Below are 4,986 nucleotides of genomic sequence, written 5' to 3'. Positions count from 1 at the left end.
GGAACGAGACGTTTCAAAGGATCAAGATCGACACGCTTCTTCGCGATGCAGGATGGGACTTGGACAAAGGTGTTTCAGTTCACGTTGACTTTCCGCTCTCCGATGGAACAAGAGCCGACTACGTCCTGTGTGATCGCTCGGGCAGGCCCATTGCCGTGCTTGAGGCGAAGAGAGCCTCAATCAACCCAATCTCAGCTCAAGATCAGGGCCTTAACTACGCGAAGTTGCTTGATGTGCCGTTCCTGTTCCTAAGCAACGGGCATGAGGTCTGGTTCATGGACAGAGAAGTCGATGCTCACGCCAGAGCTGTCGCGACGGTTTTTGCACAAGACGACCTCGAACGCCGAATGGCTGTTCGCACTCTGAAGCGCGACTTGGCCAAGGTCCCGACAGACAAGGAGATCGCAGGTCGGCCTTACCAGCTCGAGTGCATCGACACGCTCTGCACCGAGATCACCCAAGGACGTCGCAAGTTGCTGGTTGAAATGGCAACAGGCACTGGCAAGACCAGGACGTCTGCAGCTTTGATCAAGCGTATGTTCGAGGCGGGCCAGATAACCCGCGTCCTGTTTCTCGTGGATCGCATTGAGTTGGCGAGGCAAGCAGATGACGCCTTTGTTGATCACCTCTCAAGCTACCCCTCCTACGTGATGAAGAGCGCTCGAGGTCTGGACCGAGCAAAGAGGGTGACAGTCGCAACCCTTCAGACCATGATCAACGAGTACGACAAGCTCTCCTCAGGCTACTTCGACCTGATCCTCATCGACGAGTGTCACAGGTCCATTTACGGCCAGTACAGTGCTGTTCTAAACCACTTCGACGGGGTCAAGATCGGTCTCACGGCGACCCCTTGTACGGTTGATCCGAGCAGTCTCACCGATGACGACGATGCCCAGTTCATCCGCGATACGCTGCGCTTCTTCGAGGTGGACAGGCCGACCTATCGCTACACGCTGCCTCAAGCCATCGAGGACGGTCACCTTGTCCCCTACCGCATCTACAAGGCGATGACCGTTAAGACAGCATCTGATGGCGGGTTTCCGGTGCGCAGGGCTGAACTGAACTGGGGCGCAATGGACGATGATCTGCGGTCGGAGCTGGAGGCCGTGTTCGACGGACAAGAGCAGATCACCGTCGATCCTCGGGCGCTGGAGCGGAAGTTCACCATCCCCGAGCGCAACCGCGCGATTGTCAGGGAGTTTCGCGAGGTGCTCGATAAGGGCTACAAAGGCAGCGACGGCATCAAGAGAACGCCTCAGTTCGGCAAGACCATCGTCTTCGCCGTGAACAAGAAGCACGCCGAAACCCTTGCGACGATGTTCGACAAGGAGTTCGCCGATCTCAAGCCCCACTCGACCACCCGCTACGCCGACTTCGTGGTCAGCGATGAAGGCACCGAACGCACCGCCAACGCCAGCGACAAGATCAAGCGGTTCAAGAAAGAGGCGTTCCCGAAAATCCTGGTCAGCGTGAACATGCTCGACACCGGCTTTGACTGCCCCGAGCTGGTCAACCTCGTGATGGCTCGCTTCACCGAGAGCGTGGTTCTCTACCAGCAGATGCGGGGGCGTGGAACGCGCAAGGCTGACCACATCCGAAAATCCTCCTTCACGATGTTCGACTTCGTTGGCGTCACCGACTTCCATGGCGATGACCCCGAGCTGATCCCCGGTGGGCTGATCGTCCAGTCACAGCCCTCCAGCCGACAGCCGCAGCCCAGACGTGCCCTTGAACTCGACATCCACGACCACATCGACCCCGCTTCCCGCGATTGGGTCACGTTGGACGACAACGGGCGAATTGTGCGCACGGAAGAACACGCAGCAGCAGGCAACCAACTGGGCCTCAGGTTCGAGGCATGGCGCTCCAAGGTGAAAGCAGACGTGCGGCAGGAGCGATGGCTCGACCTTATGAAGAGCAGCCTGATGGCCGAGGCGATGACCGCTACGGGCTTCTGGGAGTACGACCTCGATGAACACCCATTCGACAAGTGGGGCGGCTACGATGAAGCAATGCGTGTTTTCGGAGGAGAGACCAAGCTCGAGGAACTGCTGGCGTCCCTGAACATCGACGTCTTCCCAGTCGAACCTCGACAGGGTAGCAAGGGCGACGACAGCCGACCCACCGCCTGATCCAACAAGAAGCAGAGCCATTCATGACCCTGACGCCCGACCTGCGCCGCAGCATCGACCAGATACGTGACTACCTTTACGGCGGTGGCTACCCGAACCCGGCGCAGAACGCGGAACAGCTCAGCTTCCTGATGTTCTTCTTCATGTACGAGGCGATGGACGCCAAGCTCATCCGTGCAGCCAAGCGTCCCGGCTCCGATCCCTACACCAGCGCCTTCGAGGGCAAGTGGACACTCAAGAACCCGCTGAACGCCCCCGATGAAGAAACCAAGAAGGTCCCCAAGGATCGCCTGCGCTGGTCCAAATGGGCCAAAGGTCTGAACGGAGAGCCGTTGGTTTCTTGGGTGCGCGATGAGGTCTTTGCCTTCTACGGGGCCATCGCCAAGGAAGGTGTGACCAACTTCATGGAAGGGGCGCGACTGGTCATCGACGACCCCACCGTCCTTGCCGAAGTTCTGACCCGCGTCGAGAACCTCGAGCTTGACCGGATGGACAGCGACACCAAGGGCGACCTCTTTGAACATGTCCTCCGCCAGATCAGGCAGGCGGGTGAGCTGGGGCAGTTCCGAACCCCGCGCCACATCATCCGCACGGTCGTGGACATGATCGACCCGCGCCTGGGTGAGACGATCTACGACCCGGCAGCAGGCACCGCAGGCTTCCTTGTCGCCGCCTACGAACACATCCGCCTGGCCAACTCGACCGAGGCCGGGATGGAGACGACTGAGGTGGACGGCAAGACCATCCAGCGCGGGCTGGGCGATACCCTGTCGCGCGATCAGCAGAAGGAGCTGGCAGAACAGACCTTCTTCGGCAACGACGTGGACCCGCAGATGGTTCGGCTTGCCACGATGAACCTCTTCCTACGTGGCCTCGACAAGGTCCGCATCCTGCGCCGTGATGCGCTGACCCGAACGCTGGAACCGGCACAGAAGCAAGAGATGGGCATCCCGTCCGATGGCTTCGACGTGGTGCTGGCCAACCCGCCATTCTCGGGCCGCCTCGACAAGGATCGCATCGTCGATGACGTCAAGGTCGGCACGACCACCCAGACCGAACTGCTGTTCCTCAAGTACATGATGAACCACTTGCGCGAGGGCGGGCGCTGCGGCGTTGTCATCCCCGAGGGCGTCCTTTTCGGCTCGACCGGAGCGCACAAGGAGCTGCGCCGTCAACTGCTCGAGGATAATCAGGTCGTGGCAGTGCTGTCGCTGCCCGGCGGGGTGTTCAACCCTTATTCGGGGGTCAAGACCTCGGTGCTGATCTACACCCGTGGGGGCCATACGGACGAGGTTCTGTTCCTTCACGCCGATGCGGACGGCTTCAAGATGGATGCTAACCACGACGCCCCGGTAGAGGCCGATGACCTGCCTGAGTTGCTCGAGGCTTTCAAGTCCCGAGCGTCGCGTCTGGAGCAATGGAAGGCACGAGATGAAAGCGCTGAGTGGGCGTCCAAGTGGTGGTTCGCCGATGCAGACACCATCCGGGCGGCAGATTTTAACCTCAGTGCGGGCAGGTACCGTCCACAGAGCCGTACCTCAGCCGAGCATCGTGATCCGTTGGAAATCCTCGACGACCTGCTGGCAGTAGAGCGTGAGATTTCCGAGGAATTGGGGGAGCTGCGGGACCTCATCGCGGAGGGCATTTGATGCGCACTGCTACCTTGGGCAGCTTGTGCGAAGTGATGCACAGTGGCTTTGCATACGGAAAGAAGAACCTGGTGTCTGATGGCTTGCCTCATCTTCGGCCGTTCAACGTAGGCAAGCGTGGGCAGCTCGAGATGGACGAAGTCTACCGGGTTCCACTTGAGGCGGCTCCACATGGAAAATCGGAATTGAGGCCCGGTGACATCTTGTTCAACAACACGAACAGTCCTGACCTCGTCGGAAAAAGTGCCGTTGCAACCACCGCCATGTCTGCGGGGTTTTCGAACCACATTACGAGGCTTCGCTTGGTTGAAGGGGACTGCGATCCGGGTTACGTCGCTGCCTTTCTGTACCGACTTTGGCGAGCAGGCTTCTTCAAGGATCAATGTAACCAGTGGGTCAGCCAAGCGGCTTTTGGACCTTCTGCCTTACGGGAACTCAAAATCCCCCTCCCGCCCCTCGAGGAACAGCGGAGGATCGTGGACATCCTGAACCGGGCGGCAAGCATCGAGCGGCTCCGCGCCACTGCCTCCACCCACCTCCGCGACTTCATCCCCGCCCTCTTCACCCGGATGTTCGGCGACCAGTTCGAGATCGGGCAGAGCTACCCAAGCACCCAACTCAAGGAATTGGCTGCCATTGGCTCCGGCGTAACAAAAGGACGCAAGCTCAAGGATGCCGAGACTGTCGATGTCCCGTACCTCAGGGTGGCCAATGTCCAAGATGGTTACTTGAACCTCGACGAGATCAAGACCATCGCGATCAAGGAACCCGAGCGGGACAAGTATGCCCTTCAAGCTGGTGACCTGGTGCTGACCGAAGGCGGAGACCCGGACAAACTCGGACGTGGGGCGCTGTGGGAGGAGCAACTGCCCTACTGCGCACATCAGAACCATGTTTTTCGCGTCCGACCTGACACATCGGTCGTGACCAGCGAATACTTGAAAGCCGTGGTCGGCAGCGCCTACGGCAAGGCCTACTTCCTGTCGGTCGCCAAGCAAACGACCGGCATTGCCAGCATCAACAAGACGCAACTCGGGCAATTTCCCGTTCCTGTTCCGCCGATGGACCTGCAAGTACGGTTCACACAACTGGTTAATGCCGCGACCGAGAAGGCTGAACTTGCTGCCAGGGCTGACGCAATGGCCCGCGACCTCTCCGCCTCTCTCATCGACAAGCTGCTCGGTGACCACGGCGGCTGAGGCAGA

General features: G+C 59.6%; 3 protein-coding genes. All 3 read left to right on the top strand.

Going from position 1 to position 4,986, the window contains the following annotated elements; translation table 11 throughout:
- Nucleotides 1-2,132: DEAD/DEAH box helicase family protein (locus MF270_RS27955; protein WP_238368847.1), on the top strand; the 2,132-nt coding region annotated here is incomplete at its 5' end.
- A gap of 23 nt (nt 2,133-2,155) precedes the next feature.
- Nucleotides 2,156-3,781: an HsdM family class I SAM-dependent methyltransferase gene (locus tag MF270_RS27950; protein WP_238368846.1), complete on the top strand. Its 1,626-nt coding sequence runs from the start codon at nt 2,156-2,158 to the stop codon at nt 3,779-3,781.
- Nucleotides 3,781-4,980 (top strand): restriction endonuclease subunit S, encoded by a 1,200-nt coding sequence (locus MF270_RS27945; protein WP_238368845.1) that lies wholly within the window; start codon nt 3,781-3,783, stop codon nt 4,978-4,980. Before MF270_RS27950 ends, MF270_RS27945 begins: the two co-directional genes overlap by 1 nt.
- The last annotated feature ends 6 nt before the right edge of the window (nt 4,981-4,986 follow it).

Source organism: Mesobacterium pallidum, assembly GCF_019966535.1.
GTDB lineage: Bacteria > Pseudomonadota > Alphaproteobacteria > Rhodobacterales > Rhodobacteraceae > Mesobacterium > Mesobacterium pallidum.
Note: the sequence above shows the minus strand (reverse complement) of the source record. Positions and strands in the feature narration are given on the sequence as shown.

Coding starts and splice junctions, on each gene's coding strand:
- MF270_RS27950 (WP_238368846.1), top strand. CDS start 2,156: ATGACCCTGACGCCCGACCTGCGCCGCAGCATCGACCAGATACGTGAC.
- MF270_RS27945 (WP_238368845.1), top strand. CDS start 3,781: ATGCGCACTGCTACCTTGGGCAGCTTGTGCGAAGTGATGCACAGTGGC.